Source organism: Polynucleobacter sp. MWH-Berg-3C6 (assembly GCF_018881855.1).
Taxonomy (GTDB): Bacteria; Pseudomonadota; Gammaproteobacteria; order Burkholderiales; family Burkholderiaceae; genus Polynucleobacter.
Map to the genome: position 1 here is coordinate 196,303 of NZ_JACVPN010000003.1, position 14,070 is coordinate 210,372.

Annotated in this window: 14 protein-coding genes and 1 tRNA gene; 7 read left to right on the forward strand and 8 right to left on the reverse strand. The window is 45.1% G+C overall.

Annotated elements, in window-relative coordinates; translation table 11 throughout:
- Positions 1-150 precede the first annotated feature (150 nt).
- The gene (locus ICN13_RS07405) at positions 151-990 is read left to right on the forward strand and encodes a class II aldolase/adducin family protein (RefSeq protein ID WP_216139754.1); all 840 of its coding nucleotides are present in this window, start codon (positions 151-153) and stop codon (positions 988-990) included.
- Positions 991-1,038: 48 nt separating this feature from the next.
- Here ICN13_RS07405 and ICN13_RS07410 read toward each other — a convergent pair whose 3' ends face one another.
- Positions 1,039-1,704: a GntR family transcriptional regulator gene (locus tag ICN13_RS07410; RefSeq protein ID WP_216139755.1), complete on the reverse strand. Its 666-nt coding sequence runs from the start codon at positions 1,702-1,704 to the stop codon at positions 1,039-1,041.
- 125 nt (positions 1,705-1,829) lie between these two features.
- On the opposite strand from ICN13_RS07410, the gene ICN13_RS07415 reads away from it, so the two are divergent.
- The 3 genes from ICN13_RS07415 (at position 1,830) to ICN13_RS07425 (ending at position 4,675) form a co-directional block, all read left to right on the forward strand.
- Positions 1,830-3,389 carry a Rieske 2Fe-2S domain-containing protein gene (locus tag ICN13_RS07415; protein ID WP_216139756.1) on the forward strand — a complete coding sequence of 520 codons (1,560 nt, stop codon included), beginning with the start codon at positions 1,830-1,832 and terminating at the stop codon, positions 3,387-3,389.
- Between the two features lie 64 nt (positions 3,390-3,453).
- On the forward strand, positions 3,454-3,741 hold the full coding sequence (locus ICN13_RS07420) for a 2Fe-2S iron-sulfur cluster-binding protein (protein ID WP_370622968.1): 288 nt from the start codon (positions 3,454-3,456) through the stop codon (positions 3,739-3,741).
- A complete protein-coding gene (locus tag ICN13_RS07425) occupies positions 3,731-4,675 on the forward strand; it encodes a ketopantoate reductase family protein (protein ID WP_216139757.1) in 945 nt (314 codons plus the stop codon). Before ICN13_RS07420 ends, ICN13_RS07425 begins: the two co-directional genes overlap by 11 nt.
- Here ICN13_RS07425 and maiA read toward each other — a convergent pair.
- On the reverse strand, positions 4,668-5,336 hold the full coding sequence (gene maiA / locus ICN13_RS07430; protein WP_216139758.1) for a maleylacetoacetate isomerase: 669 nt from the start codon (positions 5,334-5,336) through the stop codon (positions 4,668-4,670). The two genes, ICN13_RS07425 and maiA, sit on opposite strands and share 8 nt — an antisense overlap.
- Before the next feature lie 89 nt (positions 5,337-5,425).
- Here maiA and ICN13_RS07435 point away from each other — a divergent pair, with 89 nt between their 5' ends.
- On the forward strand, positions 5,426-6,055 hold the full coding sequence (locus tag ICN13_RS07435) for a trimeric intracellular cation channel family protein (protein WP_216139759.1): 630 nt from the start codon (positions 5,426-5,428) through the stop codon (positions 6,053-6,055).
- Here ICN13_RS07435 and ggt read toward each other — a convergent pair.
- Genes ggt through ICN13_RS07455 form a run of 4 tightly spaced genes read right to left on the reverse strand, consistent with a single transcriptional unit; the run spans position 6,042 to position 10,770 of the window.
- The gene (ggt, locus tag ICN13_RS07440) at positions 6,042-7,640 is read right to left on the reverse strand and encodes a gamma-glutamyltransferase (RefSeq protein ID WP_216139760.1); all 1,599 of its coding nucleotides are present in this window, start codon (positions 7,638-7,640) and stop codon (positions 6,042-6,044) included. The genes ICN13_RS07435 and ggt overlap by 14 nt on opposite strands.
- A gap of 39 nt (positions 7,641-7,679) precedes the next feature.
- Positions 7,680-9,125: a TRAP transporter large permease subunit gene (locus tag ICN13_RS07445; protein ID WP_216139761.1), complete on the reverse strand. Its 1,446-nt coding sequence runs from the start codon at positions 9,123-9,125 to the stop codon at positions 7,680-7,682.
- On the reverse strand, positions 9,122-9,664 hold the full coding sequence (locus ICN13_RS07450) for a TRAP transporter small permease subunit (RefSeq protein ID WP_216139762.1): 543 nt from the start codon (positions 9,662-9,664) through the stop codon (positions 9,122-9,124). The genes ICN13_RS07445 and ICN13_RS07450 overlap by 4 nt, the downstream gene beginning before the upstream one ends.
- Before the next feature lie 20 nt (positions 9,665-9,684).
- The gene (locus tag ICN13_RS07455) at positions 9,685-10,770 is read right to left on the reverse strand and encodes a TRAP transporter substrate-binding protein (RefSeq protein WP_216139763.1); all 1,086 of its coding nucleotides are present in this window, start codon (positions 10,768-10,770) and stop codon (positions 9,685-9,687) included.
- A 336-nt stretch (positions 10,771-11,106) separates the two neighbouring features.
- On the opposite strand from ICN13_RS07455, the gene ICN13_RS07460 reads away from it, so the two are divergent.
- Positions 11,107-12,777 (forward strand): MFS transporter, encoded by a 1,671-nt coding sequence (locus ICN13_RS07460; protein WP_216139764.1) that lies wholly within the window; start codon positions 11,107-11,109, stop codon positions 12,775-12,777.
- Between the two features lie 64 nt (positions 12,778-12,841).
- Here ICN13_RS07460 and ICN13_RS07465 read toward each other — a convergent pair whose 3' ends face one another.
- Together ICN13_RS07465 and ICN13_RS07470 are read right to left on the reverse strand one after the other, a co-directional pair.
- Positions 12,842-13,453 carry an MOSC domain-containing protein gene (locus ICN13_RS07465; protein ID WP_216139765.1) on the reverse strand — a complete coding sequence of 204 codons (612 nt, stop codon included), beginning with the start codon at positions 13,451-13,453 and terminating at the stop codon, positions 12,842-12,844.
- A 14-nt stretch (positions 13,454-13,467) separates the two neighbouring features.
- The gene (locus ICN13_RS07470) at positions 13,468-13,788 is read right to left on the reverse strand and encodes a DUF6150 family protein (protein ID WP_216139766.1); all 321 of its coding nucleotides are present in this window, start codon (positions 13,786-13,788) and stop codon (positions 13,468-13,470) included.
- 68 nt (positions 13,789-13,856) lie between these two features.
- Here ICN13_RS07470 and ICN13_RS07475 point away from each other — a divergent pair.
- Positions 13,857-13,933 (forward strand) — tRNA-Met (locus ICN13_RS07475).
- Positions 13,934-14,070 lie beyond the last annotated feature (137 nt).

The window sequence follows — 14,070 nt, forward strand, 5'->3', positions numbered from 1 at the left end:
GTAAATAGAATATACATGATTTATATTCATCTATCCATGAATAGTTATCGTTTGTCAAAACCTTGGGTAGACCCCATCATTGCTCTCAACTAGCGATTTGAAGTGAATCAAATCACCCGATTGATCTGATTGTAAGAAAGAGGAATGTATATGGCTGAAGTAATTGAGAAAGAGCGCAAATTGGATTTAGGTGGAAGAGAGTCCATCTATCAACCAGAAGATAAAACCCAAATTTATCCATACCAACCAAAATTCAAAAATTTTGCTGAGGAACGCCAGCATCTTAAGGAGCGATTGGTTGCTGCTTGCAGAGCGTTTGCTTTAGAAAAGTTTGATTATGGTTTTGCAGGGCATTTAACCGTTCGCGATCCAGAATTTCCAAATCGCTATTGGACAAATCCAATGGCTGTGCATTTTGATCAAGTTAAAGTTTCAAACTTAATTTTGGCGGATCATGAAGGCAATGTCATAGAAGGTAAGCATGCATTAAATCGCGCTGGTTTTGTATTGCACGCAGCCGTTCATGAAAAGCATCCAGATATTGTTGCTATGTGTCATGCCCACACCGTTTACGGAACAGCATTTGCTTCACTTGGTAAACCATTAGATCCAATCTCGCAAGATGCTGCCGCATTCTTTGAAGATCACATGGTTTTAGCAGAGCAAGCTGGTCAAGTGGCTGTTGAAGATAACGCTGGCTATCAAGTGGCGGGATCATTGAAAAAAGTGAAAGCAATTATTCACCGCAATCATGGCTTATTGACTGTAAGTCGTCATAGCATTGAAGCAGCAGCGTTTTGGTTCATTGCTTTAGAGCGTTGTTGCAAACAGCAGATGATGGTTGAGGCCACTGGTATTAAGCCCATCCTGTTACCGCCAGAAGTGGCGCGCTACAGCCGTGAGCACGTCGGCAGTGAGTACATTGGCTGGTTACATTTCCAACCAATCTGGGGTTATTTAAAAGAAAACCAACCAGATATGTTTGCGTAATTTAAAAGATTTTCGCTAAAAGAAAAATCCCAGCAATGCTGGGATTTTTTAATTACTCGAGAGAACTTGCTCGAGTTGATGGATGAGACTTTTTCTAGCGCGTGTTGCATGTAACTCAGAGAGCTCAGCAGCTTTTTTCTCATCACCATTTTTAATTGCGTCTGCAATTGCTTGATGCTCATCCCAAATGGCTGAGCGTTGAGTCGATTGCAAGACTGCGCCCATGACTCGACGTAAATGAGCCCAATGTAGGTGAGCGCTCTTCGCAATGAGTGGGTTTTCAGAGACTTCATAGATTGCGCTATGAAAGGCAATATCAGCATCAATTAAAGCTCTGACATCTCCTTTTTCAGAAACTGCACGACCATGTTTAATCAGTGCGGGATCCAGCACACACTTTTTACTGGCTGCGAGTTTTGCAGCTAATGAATCCAAAGCGCCACGTACTTCATAGAGCTTATCGATCCACTCGATATTTAAAGCGGTGACTTGTAGGCCTCTACCGGGAGCGTCCTCTACAAAGCCATCTATTTTTAGCTGACGCAAGGCTTGGAGTACGGGCAGGCGAGAAACATTCATCTGCTCAGCAATCTCTTCCTGGGTAATTCGGGTGCCGGGTTGCAAAGATCCATCGCTAATAGCATCGAGTAAAGCCTTGTACACCGCTTGCACATAATCGGTTCTGGCTGGGAGTTTATTAAGTTGAGAAAGCATCTTTTTCGTGTTCTGGGTGCCTGAAATGCATGTTTTGGGGCCTGCGCCCGTATAAAAAATATTATATACTCTGTATACAGTATACAAAGTATGGAAAACTAGTCAATTAACAGGAGACTTTAGGAATGACAAGCAAACAGGAGCAGGCAGAAAAGAAGGTTGGAGCTTCTGCTGGAACAAGTGCAAAGCCACAGAAATTGGTTCCCTATGGTGGCTACTACACCAATAAAGTTCCTGGTCACGATCCAGAGCTGACAGAAGTTGGTCCCGGCACGCCAATGGGCGAATACATGCGTGGGTTTTGGCATCCCGTATGTATGTCACTAGAGTTAACTGATACGCCAAAATTTTTAACTATCTTGGGTGAAGAGTTAGTTGCATTCCGTGATGGTAGCGGAAGGGTTGGTGTATTACATGCACATTGCGTGCATCGTGGCGCATCACTTGAATATGGTTTGATTCAGGAACACGGTATTAAGTGTTGCTATCACGGTATGGTGTTTGATGTCGATGGCACCTGCTTAAATGCACCCTTCCCTAAAGGTGAAGAAGCTGAAGCAAAAAAATATGCCTGCTCAATTCAGCAAGGCGCATACAAAGCATTCGAAAGAAATGGTTTGGTATTTGCATACATGGGACCTCCTGACAAAGAACCGCCATTTCCTGAGTGGGAGTCTGATTTCACTGTAGCGCCTGGCGATGAGCTAGTGCCTTATAGCAACTTCCAACACTGCAATTGGTTGCAAGTTCAAGATAATGCTGCCGATAATTTCCATACTGCAGAATTACACGCGGCGAAGAACGTGGTTGGCGGACATTTTCAAGGCACAACATTTGATGAAGTGGGTGCTCCAACCATGGAAGTCCATCCCGACATGCAGTTTGTGCCAATTCACGGTGGTAGGGGCTTGGCTTGCTCTGGCGCACGCCGTGTGAACAACGATAAATTGTTCATTCGTGTTCAGCATCAAGTGCTACCAAACCTCAGTTTGCATGCCTACACTTCTGAAGATGGCTCTAATAAGAAATTGTTTAGCCGCTTTCATATCATCCGCTGGACAGTTCCAGTCGATGACTTTAATAGCAAGATGATTGGCTGGCGTGTGATGGGTCCTGGTATTGATACTCGCGGTATCGGACAAAAGGAGTTAGTTGGCTACGAGTCAATTGACTTCCTAGATGGTCAAGTTGCCTTGAGAAGAGCTGAGCGTTTCGGTAATCATACGATTAACGATATTGTGGATATTCCATCAGATCATCGGGCGCGCTCTAATTACAAAATGGCGCAATATGCACCTGGTGACTATGAAGCCATCATTAGCCAAAGACCGATTGCGATTCATGCACTAGAGAATCCGACTAAGTTTGATGCAGGCCCCTATTTATTTAGAAAGATGTTGCGTGACGCTGTGCGTGGCTCCAATCCAGCCGCTAGCGCAGAAGCATTTTCTGAGTGGCTCAAAGAATTGAATGGTGCTCCAAATAGCTACTGCTCTGGCAACGTGTTTGAGTTGCCAATTGGCGCCACTACTGAAGAAGAGGTTGCGCAAAGACGCTTTGTTGCTAAGAGCGTGATTTCCATTCTTACAGAAAGCGAGCAGTACAAAGGCAAAGAGCGTGAAGTCTTTGTGAAGCAAAAAATGGAAGAGCTTGAGCAAACTGCAAAAGCACAATTTAAGCATTAATCTTTAGATTAGAAGAGATGGGCTGCAATAGCAGCCCATTCTTTATGTGGAGTGAGACAAAAAAGTGAATAACATTTCCAGCGCTAACTCTGAAGAGCTAGTGATCGAGGTTCAGAGTACTGGCCAAAAAATCAGTGTCACCAGGGACGAATCCATCATCGATGCTTTGGCAAGATCGGGCATTGATATATCTACTTCATGCCAATCCGGCTTGTGCGGCACTTGCAAAACGAGATATATCAGTGGCGATGTGGAGCACGGCGACTGTATTTTGAGTGATGATGAACATCAGGAGTACTTAACCCCCTGTATTTCGCATATCAGAAGCGGAACATTGGTCCTTGATTTATAAAATACAAAGTAATCAAAAGATATACGTCTTAGGCGCAGGTGCTGTTGGTTGCTACTTCGGCGGCATGTTAGCCCGTGCGCATTACGATGTCACCTTTATTGCTAGGTCCGAGCGTGCGAAGGCTCTAAATGAGTCTGGCTTGGAGATGGATTGCAAAGCATTTCATGAAACGATTGCGGTCAAGGCAAGTGCTGACCTCTCGGTTTTGAGTGATGCCGATTTAGTTTTACTGAGCGTGAAGTCGCTGGACACGGAGCGGACACTTGCACAAGTTCAATCTATTCTGCCAAGTAGGGCGGTGATTCTAAGTCTGCAAAATGGCGTAGCCAATATTGAGGTTGCCTCAAAGATAGTTGCTAACCCAATTTATGCAGCAGTAGTTTATGTTGCTGCAGGGATGATTGGTCAAAGAACCATGAAGCATCACGGCAGAGGTGAGTTGCTGATTGGCAATCCATCAAAAACCAATAGCTTGGATGATCAACACCTTCACGAGATTTGCGCCTTGTTTGAGGGAGCAGGTGTTCCATGCTCGATCGCTCCACAGATCAAGAGAGATATGTGGCTCAAGTTTTTAGTGAACTGTTCTTTTAATGCGATTTCAGGAATTGGTCAGATTCCCTATGGGGAGATGGTGAAGTCTCCTGATGTTGTTAAATTGATTGAAGAAATTACCAAAGAGTTTCTGGCGATTGCTGCGCTTGAAGATGTCAACATCACGATGTCTGAAGCACTTGCAATCAATGCTTCCATAGCGACTACGATGGTTACTCAAGTTTCCTCCACTGCCCAGGATCTAGCGAGAGGAAAAAAGACAGAAATTGATTTCTTAAATGGCTATATCGTGGAGTTAGGCAAACGATACGGAATTCCTACGCCCTATAACGAATCCGTTCATGCCTTAGTCAAGATGATGGAATCACAAATCAAATAGAGGGGTTTGATCCTTCTGCATCAATTTGCTTTTCCCAGGAGGCATCTATAAATGCAGGGAGTTTCATACATTCATGAAAGATTTTCATGAGGGTGGGATAAGGGCTGACATCCATCTTGGTGCTTAAGGCATTGAACATTTGTGGCACTAGGCAAATATCAATGAGACCAGGCTGATCACCGAAAGCAAAACGGCCAACACGCGGATCAGAGCTTAATTGTCTTTCAATGCTATCAAGACCCACCTTGATCCAATGCTGATACCAGGCATCCTTTGCCTCACTATTGGCTCCCACTTGCTTGATTAAGTAACGCAATACCCGCAGGTTGCTAATGGGATGAATATCAACTGCAATATCCATTGCTAATGAGCGCACCCAAGCACGATCGATTGGTGAACTTGGCAGCAAAGCGGGTTGTGCCTGAATCTCTTCTAAGTATTCAATGATGGCGAGCGATTGATGAATGCTATTTTTTCCATCATCAAATAATGGTACTAGACGGTTAGGATTTTTATTCCCGTAACCCTCAGACATTTGTTCGCCACCATTTTTAGTGAGGTGAACTGGAATAACCTCGTAATCCATACCCTTGAGGTTGAGTGCAATGCGCACACGGAAGGCCGCTGAGCTGCGCCAATAGCTATAGAGCTGGGGTTTCATAGGAATGCTTTCGTTTGACTTATTGCTCACAGTATATTGATGAAGCAAATTTGAGAGAAGGGCTTTTCAATTGCTTTAGACTGCTTCTTATGGAAGACATTAATTTTTGGATTGGCATTATTGCAACGATGGCCTTTGCGGTTACTGGCGTCTTGGCGATCGCAGATCGCGGGGTCGATCTTTTTGGTGTTTTAGTGTTGGGTTTGATCACTGCAATAGGCGGGGGAACCATTCGCGACATTATCTTGGAAGCTCCCACCTTTTGGTCTGAGAACCAAATTTATGTTTGGCTTGCTCTAGCAGCTAGCATACTGACGTTTTTTGCGGAATCTTTTTTTACTCAACCGCAGATATACCGGTGGATGTTATATATCGATGGTTTTGGCGCTGCCTTATTTGCTATTCAAGGGGCGGATAAAGCTTGGAATATGGATTTTGGTTTGCCGCTTGCACCCGTGATCTTGGGAGTTATTACAGCCATCGGTGGAGGTTTACTGCGGGATATTTTGGCTGGACGCAAAACACTCTTAATGTCGCACGAGTTGTATGCCATACCAGTAACGCTGGGATGTTGTGCTTATGTATTGGTTTTAAACTTTATTCCTCAATATGCAATTGAGGGTTCCGTACTCTGTATGTTGGGAATCTTTGGGCTACGCGCAGCGGCCATTTACTGGGATCTGCGCGTACCAAAGATGTTTATTACTAAAACGCGCTAACGGCTCCGTCACTGCGTGGGTCCCAGCCACCACGCAGGGTGCCTGACGGATCACGAATGATGCAACCAGCATGACCAACCGTCTCATCAAAAGAATCCAACATCTCAATGTCATGACCCATAGCATGTAATTCTTTTGCAACCCATGGACTAAAGCGAGATTCTAATTTCAGACTATCGCTTGTTTGGCCCCAAGTACGCCCGAGCAACCAGCGTGGACGACTAATTGCATCTTGTGGATCAAGTCCATAAGTAGCGGTGCGAGTAAAGACAGCACATTGTGTTTGCGGTTGACCATCCCCACCCATGGTGCCGTACACCATTGAGCGACCATCTTTGAATAAAGCCATGGCCGGATTGAGTGTATGGAAAGGTTTGCGATAAGGCTCAAGATGATTTAGTACCTTAGGATCTAATGAGAAGCTGCAACCCCGGTTCTGCCAATTCACACCAGATTTTGGCAGAACAATACCGGCGCCAAACTCGTGATAAATACTTTGAATAAAAGAGACGCAGTTGCCATCACCATCAATCACGCCCATCCAGATGGTATCTGCAGGGCCCTTACCTTGACCCCAAGGTAAGGCTTTTTTGGGGTTGATGTTCTTAGCGAGCTTTTTCAAAAATGCGGGAGATAAAAATGCTTGTGCATTCTTTGTCATGTAGGCCGGGTCAGTTACAAACTGATCCCGAATCTTAAATGCTTGTTTGGTTGCTTCAACACAGTGATGTACATACTCAGTGCTATCCACCTTAAAGCGTTTTAAGTTCAATTGATCCAAGATGCCAATGATCATTAATGAGACCACGCCTTGCGTAGGTGGAATCATGTTGTACACCTTGCCAGTGCTGTGCTTGAGCTCAAGTGGATCAATCAGTTTTGCGTGGTGACGATGCAGGTCACTTAAGCGTAATGGACTATCAATATCGGTGAGTTCCTTTGCCAGTAAATCAGCAAGATCGCCACGATAAAAATCATCCGTACCTTTGCTAGCAATTTGACGCAATGTTTTAGCAAGGCGCTCTTGCTTAAAGATGCTACCAACAGCTGGCGCTTTACCATTCACCAAGAATGTCTTAGAGAAACCAGGAATAGGACTGAGCTCTTCACGTTTCTTGGCGGTTAAGCTCGATTGACTATAGGTAACTGGCACACCGGCTTCAGCGTAATGAATGGCATCAGCCAATAAACGCGATAGGGGAATCTTGCCACCTAGACCTTGTTTGGAGAGTTTATGTGCTGCGCCCCAGCCGGATATTGTGCCGGCCACAGTATTGGCTGCAACCGGTCCACGAAATGGAATGGCTTTGGTAATGCCGCGCTCTGCGTACCATTGCTTGCTAGCCAAACCAGCAGCAGCGCCACAGGCATCGATACCACCCATGGCTTTACCAGGTGAATGAATCACCCAGAATGAGTCGCCACCAATGGAATTCATATGGGGATAAACAACAGCAATGGTCGCTGCAGCTGCTACCATTGCTTCTAATGCGTTACCACCCTCTCTTAGAACTGCTAATGCTGATTCAGAAGCAAGGGAGTGCGGTGCGACTGCCATCCCTTGAATACCCCACTTTGCTTGCATTGCAAAACCCCTCTATTTTTTTGTAAAACTATTTTTATATTATTTATTGTCTCGCAATTGTCGCTCGATATCCGCGCTAGAGTCTACGGTGATCTCATTTTGCTCAACACCAGCTAGTGGATCAACGGAGGGTCCGCTGGCATCAAAGGCAGCCGCCGGCTTATCAACAAAGTAGGTCACTGTTTCTGGGATAAAGATGATGATCGCTACCAAAATCAGTTGTAGACCAACCCACGGTAGGGCTCCATAGTAAATATCGGAGCTCTTGAGTGATTTTGGTGCTACCCCGCGGAGATAGAACAAGGCAAATCCAAATGGTGGATGCATGAATGAGGTCTGCATATTGGCGCCAAGCAGTACGCCGAACCAGATCAAATCAATACCAAGCTTTTCTGCAACAGGCGCTAGCAGTGGAATGATGATGAAAGCGATTTCAAAATAGTCCAAGAAGAAGGCCAAGAAGAATACAAACAAGTTCACCACAATCAAGAAGCCGACTTGACCGCCTGGAAGACCTGACAAGAGATTCTCAATCCAGAGGTCACCATCAACACCGCGGAAGGCTAGGCCGAAAACGGTAGAGCCAATCAGAATGAAGATCACCATGGCATTGATGCGCATAGTAGAAGTCATTGCTTCCCAGACCAAGGTTTTTTGGAGGCGCTTATTCATTGCAGCAAGAATTAAAGCTCCAACAGAACCCATTGCGCCACCTTCAGTAGGTGTAGCAAGGCCCATCAAGATGGTTCCTAGTACTAAGAAGATCAGCGCAATCGAAGGTACGATTCCCCAAAGAATTTTCTTGAGTAGTTTCCAGTCAATCTTTGGACGTGCTTCTGGAGGAAGCGCTGGTACATCTTGAGGTCTAAAAATTGACAAGAAGAAGATGAATAAGCAGAACAGCGCTACCTGAATAATGGAAGGTCCAATGGCGCCGGCATACATATCACCAACGGATTTACCTAACTGATCAGCCAATACAATTAATACGAGTGATGGTGGGATCAGTTGAGTAATCGTGCCTGATGCTGCAATCACTCCGGTGGCAACGCGCGGGTTATAGCCATAACGCAGCATTACCGGCAGGGAAATCAATCCCATTGCGATCACTGATGCAGCTACGGTTCCAGTAATTGCTCCCAGAATTGCACCAACAATAATGACGGCATAAGCTAAACCACCGCGGATTGGACCAAACAACTGACCCAAGCCCTCAAGCATGTCTTCTGCTAATCCACATTTCTCCAGAATCGCACCCATGAAGGTGAAGAACGGAATTGAGAGTAATAGGTCATTCGAGAGAATGCCGAAAACTCGGTCTGGTAATGCTTGCAAGAAAGTGGGCTGGAACATACCCATTTCGATGCCGATAAAAGAAAAGAATAAGCCAACAGCACCAAGAGAAAATGCAGCTGGATATCCAAGTAGTAAAAATACAATCAAGCCCCCAAACATGATGGGGGCCATCAAATCATGGCTAATCATTGGAGCGGTCTTTCGTACTTAGGATCGATTTGAATCATGCCAATAATGGCAGCGTAGCGTTTAATGATTTCTGAAATACCTTGGAGTGTTAATAAGAAAAAGCCCAAAGTAATCACGCCACGTACCGGCCAACGAATCAGGCCACCAGGATTACTCGAGGTTTCATTTTGAATTACCGAGGTAATAAAAAATTCCCAAGAGTAATAGCCGATGATGATGGTTACCGGTAAGAAGAAAACAATGCCACCCCAAAAGTCCAACCAGAGTCGGAGTTTGTTGGGGTACATCGCATAAAGTACGTCTACTCGCACATGCTCATTGAGACGGAAAGTGGTTGCAGCACCAAACATCACCATACCGGCGAATAGATACCACTGCGCTTCAAGCCAACCGTTGGAGCTGACATTGAAGCCATACCGAATCAGCGCATTTGCTGTGCTGACCAGTACGGCTATCAATACCATCCAACTCGCTAATACACCAAAACGGTCATTTAAACGATCAACGAAACTTGCGAAAACTAAAAATTGTTTTGGCATATCAGATTCTCAGTAAGTTTTTATTTGACTGGGTTAGTCAACATGAAGCTCATGAGAGTTTGCTCAGCAACTTTGTTCCACAACATTTGATCGTTGCGGAATTTTTTCCAAGGCTCGTAAATCTTCTTGAACGATGGATTTTTAGCAGCTTCTTCTTCATACATTTCGAAGGCTGCATTCGATGCGGCTTTCATAATTTCTGTTGAGTAAGACTGCAGCTTCACGCCGTTCTTGATTAAGCTTTGCAAGGCGATTGGGTTTTTGTAGTCATACTCAGCCATCATGTCGATATTGCACTCTGCGCATGCTGAAGCCAAGGCTTCTTGATATTGCTTAGGCAATTTTTCCCATTCCTTGATGTTGACGTACATGGAGTACATCGAACAAGCTTCCCACCATCCTGGGTAGTAGTAGTAAGGGGCAATTTTGTAAAAGCCTAATTTTTCATCATCGTAAGGACCAACCCACTCAGCCGCATCAATCACACCTTTTTCAAGTGCTGGATAAATATCACCGCCGGCGATTTGTTGTGGAATCGCGCCTAAGCGGGACATCACTTCGCCGCCCAAACCAGCAATACGCATTTTCAGACCCTTGAGGTCAGCAACAGTCTTAACTGGCTTCTTGAACCAGCCACCCATTTGAGTGCCGGTGTTACCTGCTGGGAAAGAAATAATGTTGTAGTCACGCAAGAACTCGCGTTGGAGTTTCAAGCCACCACCCCAATACATCCAGGCATTTTGCTGGCGTTGATTCATACCAAATGGGACAGTTGTATCAAAGGCAAAAGTTTTGTTTTTGCCTACAAAGTAATAGCCAGCAGTGTGGGTGCACTCTACAGTTCCTTGCTGAACTGCATCAACAGTACCGAAGGCTGGAACGATTTCACCCGCACCAAAAATACGGATTTGGAATTTGCCATCCGTCAAAGCGGCAACCCGCTTGGAGATGAACTCGCCACCACCATAAATTGTGTCCAAGCTCTTTGGAAAGCTAGAGGCACAGCGCCATTTCACTTCTGGAAGGGATTGGGCAATCGCCGGTGCAGCCAATACGCCTGCGGCAGCGCCAAGTGCTGTTTTGCCTAAAAAGTCACGTCTTTTCATTTGAATTGCTCCTTGTTAGATATTTATAGGGCGGCATTTTTAGTAATGCCTTTTGATTCACTTCTGAGACCATTAAAACGAATTCGAGCTTTATTGCTTAACGCTGTTTGCACCCAGATGCACAGATACGCACCCTCTTTGTGCATCTTGCCATAAAAGCGAGCTAATCCCTATTAGTTTTGTGGTTTAAATAGCGTTGCAGTAAATCCACATTTTTCGGGAAAACCCCGAGTCAAATTCATGGGGAATTACCCTAAGTAATGGATTTCTTTGATTTTTTTCAAAGCATAATCGGCGAGTTGTTTTTTATTTAATAAAAATAGTTAGGAGCTACTGATGTCTACATCAACTAAAGCAGCCCCAATGACCGCCGAAGAGCGCAAAGTTATTTTTGCATCCTCATTGGGTACGGTTTTTGAGTGGTACGACTTTTATCTTTACGGTTCTTTGGCTGCCGTTATTGCCAAGCAGTTCTTCTCAGGCTTAGATGCTGGCTCTGCCTTCATTTTCGCTTTGTTAGCGTTTGCTGCTGGTTTCATCGTGCGTCCATTTGGCGCGTTGGTGTTCGGTCGCTTAGGCGATTTGATTGGCCGTAAGTACACCTTCTTGGTCACCATCCTCTTAATGGGTGGCGCAACCTTCATCGTGGGTATTCTGCCTAACTATGCAACTATCGGTGTTGCCGCTCCAGTCATCTTGATTGCATTGCGTATGCTCCAAGGTTTGGCTTTGGGTGGTGAGTACGGTGGTGCTGCTACCTACGTTGCAGAGCATGCTCCTCATGGTAAGCGTGGTGCATACACTTCCTGGATTCAGACAACAGCTACTTTAGGCTTGTTCCTCTCCTTGCTCGTGATTTTGTTCACACGTGAATTCACTGGTCCAGACTTTGATGTTTGGGGTTGGCGTGTTCCTTTCATCGCTTCTATCGCATTGTTGGCGATTTCTGTATGGATTCGTTTGTCCATGAATGAATCACCTGCTTTCAAGAAGATGAAAGAAGAGAATAAGCTTTCTAAAGCTCCTTTGACAGAGTCATTTGGTCAATGGAAGAACTTGAAGATTGTTATCTTGGCATTGTTTGGTCTGGTTGCAGGTCAAGCGGTGGTTTGGTACACAGGCCAGTTCTACGCTTTGTTCTACCTCACTCAAGTATTGAAGGTGGATCCTAAGACTGCGAACTTGTTGATTGCTGCTTCATTGGTAATCGGTACGCCATTCTTCGTGATCTTCGGTAGCTTGTCTGACAGGATTGGCCGCAAGGTCATCATCATGGGCGGCTTATTATTGGCCATCATTTTGTACATTCCAAATACTCCGGTTTCCTTGTTCAATGGCTTAACCCACTTTGCTAACCCAGCATTGGAAAAAGCAATGGTAACCGCACCAGCAAGTATTACTGCTGATGTAAGTGAATGTACTTTCCAGTTCAACCCAACCGGTACTGCGAAGTTCACTAGCTCTTGCGATATTGCAAAGCAGGTGATGGCCTCTAACTCTGCTAGCTACACAACGATCCCTGGCCCAGCTGGTGGAACTGCGGTTGTGAAGATTGGTGATACAGAGATTCAGGGCTACTCCGCAAAAGGTATGGCTCCAGCTGATGCGAAAGCAAAAGATGCTGAGTTCAAGAAGGCAATTCGTGATGCATTGAATGCTGCTGGTTATCCTGCAAAGGCTGACCCTGCTGCCATGAACCTTCCTGCAATTTTGGGTATCTTGGTAATCTTGGTGATTTTGGTAACCATGGTTTATGGTCCGATTGCTGCGATGTTGGTTGAGATGTTCCCAACCCGCATTCGTTACACCTCTATGTCCTTGCCATACCACATTGGTAACGGTTGGTTCGGCGGCTTGTTGCCAACGATCTCCTTTGCTTTGGTTGCGCAAAACGGCAATATTTACTATGGCCTGTGGTATCCAATCATCATTGCTGCTATTACCTTGGTAATCGGCACATTGTTTGTTAAAGAAACCAAAGACGTGGATATCTACGCACGTGACTAATTAGATGTAAAGCATCTTTAGTCTGCAGTATCTAAAAGCCCGATCACAAAATGATCGGGCTTTTTTATTCCCACAAATCTTTTTGATTACGATTGTTTAGTAACTTTTGATTTTGCTGAGCAATTGAAATATCTCTTGCTCCAGGAACAAGAGTAATCTGTGCTCCGGCAGTCAAGACACCAGTCTTGATGGCTCTAAGATACCAACCGCTGAAGCCGGATTGCAGCATGGCTTTGGAGGCTCCTTTGTAGCCTACGGCAGCGTTGAATTTGAAGCAGGGCTCGCGTAATTTAACAACTATGAATTCGAGATCGCCAATGAGCAATTTATCTCCAACAAAGACTTCGGTTTCTAGTAGACCTTCGACAGTGAAGTTCTCGCCAATGGCCCCGTGCGCAAGCGTGGTTGACTTTTTAGTTTCGCGAGTGAGTAGCTCATTCCAAAAAGCGTAGTGTTCGGCTGGATAGACGTAGATCGCTTTTTCAATACCACCGTGCACGCTTAAGTCGGCTTGCTCGTCACCGCGAACTCCAAGAGTGGTAATTTCAACTGGGCTTGGATTTTGTAAATTGCTCACACTCTTTTTGTGAATTGCTGAAGCAACGGATTTGTAATCGGGATGGTGATTGCCAAATAAAGGCAACACCTTGCCGGTAGAGATTGATAGAAGTCTCATGAATAAAAACTCACCTAGTAGCGACAGCGTGCATCGCTTTTGTATTTTGTGAAATAAACGATTAAGTCTGCTTCTGATTTGTATTGGGTGTAGTAGATCACTGCACGGGCATCGCTTTTGTATTTCGTATAAAACCATACCCCTGGTTCACTATCGCTGGAATACTGCGTGTCATAAACAATGCAATTGGCTTCAGACTGATACTTTGTTACAAAGACCTTGGCATTGGCTTCAGATGGGTAATTGGTGATGAAGATTTGGGCTGCAGATGCGCTGAGAGGTATGAAATGACTCAAAATGATCAAAATCAGCAGTTTTTGGAGTACTTTTCTCATGACCCTATATTACGGTTTCTGGGCTAAGCCGTTACAGAATGGGGCGGATTTGCTACAATCACACCTTCGGCGAATTAGCTCAGCTGGTTAGAGCGACGGAATCATAATCCGCAGGTCCGGGGTTCAAATCCCTGATTCGCCACCAAATCTAAAGGGGTACGTACCGGACACATGCTTTACGTCCGGTACCGACCACATGGTTTACACATTTACCAATCACATCCCCAATACTTTGGGACCAAATGGGTTTTCTAGGGCTTGTACCCTTGAAGACTCCATATC

What these genes read in the sequence shown, in the direction of transcription:
- ICN13_RS07450 (WP_216139762.1), bottom strand. Translation starts at nt 9,664, where the DNA reads ATGCCAAAACAATTTTTAGTTTTCGCAAGTTTCGTTGATCGTTTAAAT.
- ICN13_RS07435 (WP_216139759.1), top strand. Translation starts at nt 5,426, where the DNA reads ATGGAAGACATTAATTTTTGGATTGGCATTATTGCAACGATGGCCTTT.
- maiA (WP_216139758.1), bottom strand. Translation starts at nt 5,336, where the DNA reads ATGAAACCCCAGCTCTATAGCTATTGGCGCAGCTCAGCGGCCTTCCGT.
- ICN13_RS07410 (WP_216139755.1), bottom strand. Translation starts at nt 1,704, where the DNA reads ATGCTTTCTCAACTTAATAAACTCCCAGCCAGAACCGATTATGTGCAA.
- ICN13_RS07455 (WP_216139763.1), bottom strand. Translation starts at nt 10,770, where the DNA reads ATGAAAAGACGTGACTTTTTAGGCAAAACAGCACTTGGCGCTGCCGCA.
- ICN13_RS07460 (WP_216139764.1), top strand. Translation starts at nt 11,107, where the DNA reads ATGTCTACATCAACTAAAGCAGCCCCAATGACCGCCGAAGAGCGCAAA.
- ICN13_RS07465 (WP_216139765.1), bottom strand. Translation starts at nt 13,453, where the DNA reads ATGAGACTTCTATCAATCTCTACCGGCAAGGTGTTGCCTTTATTTGGC.
- ICN13_RS07415 (WP_216139756.1), top strand. Translation starts at nt 1,830, where the DNA reads ATGACAAGCAAACAGGAGCAGGCAGAAAAGAAGGTTGGAGCTTCTGCT.
- ICN13_RS07445 (WP_216139761.1), bottom strand. Translation starts at nt 9,125, where the DNA reads ATGATTAGCCATGATTTGATGGCCCCCATCATGTTTGGGGGCTTGATT.
- ICN13_RS07405 (WP_216139754.1), top strand. Translation starts at nt 151, where the DNA reads ATGGCTGAAGTAATTGAGAAAGAGCGCAAATTGGATTTAGGTGGAAGA.
- ggt (WP_216139760.1), bottom strand. Translation starts at nt 7,640, where the DNA reads ATGCAAGCAAAGTGGGGTATTCAAGGGATGGCAGTCGCACCGCACTCC.
- ICN13_RS07470 (WP_216139766.1), bottom strand. Translation starts at nt 13,788, where the DNA reads ATGAGAAAAGTACTCCAAAAACTGCTGATTTTGATCATTTTGAGTCAT.